The organism is Nguyenibacter vanlangensis, from assembly GCF_013376155.1.
Lineage (GTDB): Bacteria > Pseudomonadota > Alphaproteobacteria > Acetobacterales > Acetobacteraceae > Gluconacetobacter > Gluconacetobacter vanlangensis.
Genome location: NZ_JABXXP010000446.1, coordinates 1 through 2388, shown reverse-complemented (window position 1 = coordinate 2388; position 2388 = coordinate 1). Strand labels below are relative to the sequence as shown.

2 protein-coding genes are annotated in these 2388 nt (G+C 67.3%); both read right to left on the bottom strand.

What is annotated here, in order from left to right:
• Window positions 1-157 precede the first annotated feature (157 nt).
• Window positions 158-838, bottom strand: coding sequence for a Fe2+-dependent dioxygenase (locus HUK84_RS15080; RefSeq protein ID WP_176641016.1), 681 nt, complete (start codon window positions 836-838; stop codon window positions 158-160).
• Window positions 838-2388: TonB-dependent receptor (locus HUK84_RS15075; RefSeq protein ID WP_176641015.1), on the bottom strand; the 1551-nt coding region annotated here is incomplete at its 5' end. The genes HUK84_RS15075 and HUK84_RS15080, both read right to left, overlap by 1 nt.

Here is a 2388-nt window from a genome sequence, read left to right as displayed (position 1 = left end):
CAGCGCGCAGTCCCAGATGGGGCTCCTGGAGCCTGACCGGGACTTTGGGCTGGTGAGCGGGAGCGGCCCGACAGGGCCGCGCCCGGCGTGGGTTTTCGAGCACCGACGCGCAGGAAACGCGCGCAGGATCGCCGCCAGCGCGCATGTCCGGCCAGGCTCAGGGGTCGGCCCAGCGGCGGACCAGGTTATGATAGACATTGGTCAGGGACAGGATGCGCGGGTCGTCCTGCAGGTCGGCGGCGAGGTCCTGCAGGGTGCTGTCGAGGTCGAACAGGATGCGGCGCCGGCCTTCGTCGCGGACCAGGCTTTGCATCCACATCACCGCGGCCAGGCGCTCGCCCCTTGTGACCTGGGTCACGCGATGCAGCGAGGAGGACGGGTAGAGCACCATCGAGCCCGCCGGCAGCCGGACATCACGCGGGCCGAAGACGTCGTCGATCACCAGGGCGCCGCCGTCATACGCGTCGGGCGGGCTCAGGAACAGGGTCGCGGACAAATCGGTGCGGATGGTGCCGCGCGCGCCGTAGCGGATGGCGTTGTCGACATGGTTGCCGAAACGGTCGCCGCTTTCGGCGCGGTAGCGGCTGAAGACCGGCGGGAAGATGCGCTGCGGCAGGGCCGCCGACATGAAGAGCGGGATGCGCCCCAGCGTGCGCGCCAGGGCCTCGCCCAGCGCCAGGGCGGTCGGGTCGTCCTCGGCCAGTTGCTGGTTGCGCTTGGCGCGGGCCGATTGATGGCCGGCGGTGGTCCGGCCGTCCTGCCACGGGGCGGCGGCGAGCTGGGTGCGGAACGACGCCAGTTCGGCGGCATTCAGCACATCGGGGATGACGATCAGCATCAGAAATTCGCGCTGAGCGAGAACAGGGCGGAGCGGGCCGGCCCGACGACGACATGGGTGGGGTGCAGGGCGCTGTAATAGAGCGCGTTGGAGATGTTGGCGATATTGACCTGGGCGGCGAGCGAATGCGTGATGTGGTATTTCACCATCACCTGTGCCGTGGCGTAGCCGGGCGCGCGTTCGATCACCGTGGTGCCGGCGATGGGGAGGGAACTGGCGGTGCGGCTGGCGACGTAGTTGACGCCGCCGCCGATGCTGACCGGCAGCCCGGACAGGTGGTATTCGGTCCAGAACGCCACGGTATGTTTGGGGGCGTTGGGCGGCTGGTTGCCGAGTTCGAGCCGGTTGGGCGAGGCGATGACGCTGACATCGTCATAGCTGTAGCCGCCGAAGACGCTCCAGCGGCTGGTGAGATTGCCGGTGGCCGAGAGTTCGAAGCCCTGCGAGCGGTAATTGCCGGCCAGGATCGTTTCGGTGGCGTTGGCCGGATTGGTTTCGCGCACGTTGGTCATTTCGATCCGATAGGCGGCGGCGGACAGCGAGAGCCCGTGCGTTGCCCATTTGCCGCCGAATTCGAAGGTGCGGGATTGTTCGGGCGCGACGGCGGCGGTCGAGGCGGTCAGGGCGATGTTCTCGCCCGACGGATCGAACGACGTGCCGTAATTGAAATAGAGGCTGCTGTCCGCGGTCGGCTTGTAGACCAGCGCGCCGCGCCAGGTGGAGACCCTGTCCTGGCGCGTGACATGCACCGCGGGGGCCACGATCTGCTTGTAGTCGGTCGTGTAGTCGTCCCAGCGCCAGCCGCCGATCGCCTGCCAGTGGGTGCCGAGGGAGATCGTATAGTTGAGATAGGGCGCGTAATCGTGCGAGGTCGCGCCCGACATGCTGCGCAGGCGCGACGCGAAGGGGAAATCGGCGCCCTGGTCCGGGTCGAGCAGCGACGTTTTGGTCTGCGGATAGGTGTAGCGGGTGATGTCGGCGGTCTGGCGCTGGATTTCGAACCCGAAGAGGAGCTGGTGGCGCAGCGAGCCGGTGCGGTAATCGGCGTTGCCTTCGAGCTGGTTGTCGAGCAGGGTCGAGGGGCCGCTGAGCGCCAGGGTGTTGCGCGTGACCTGGATCTGCGACAGGGGCACGGATGCCGGCGCGATATTCGTATAGGGCGTATAGCCGAGGATCTGCGGTTCGACCGCGCGCTGGGCGGTATTGTAGGTGGAATAGCGGACCTGGTCGTGGAAGGTCAGGTGCCGGCTGACATCATGTTCCAGCCTGATCGTGCCGACATTGACCGCCGAACGCAGATAGTCGCCGGGATAGCCGTAGAAATTGGATCGCGGCGTGGGGGCCGGCACGCCGTTGAGCCAGGTCGTGCCGTAATATTGGGTGTCGTAGGATTGCTGGCGGAAATAATCGATCCGCAGATGCGTCGCGGTATTCAGGCCGAAGGCGAGCGAGGGCGCGATGCCGTAGCGGCGCGTCGCGGCGAGATCGATCCCGGCCAGGCCGGCCTGCTGCACCATGGCGTTCAGCCGCCAGGCGAACCCGCCGAGCGC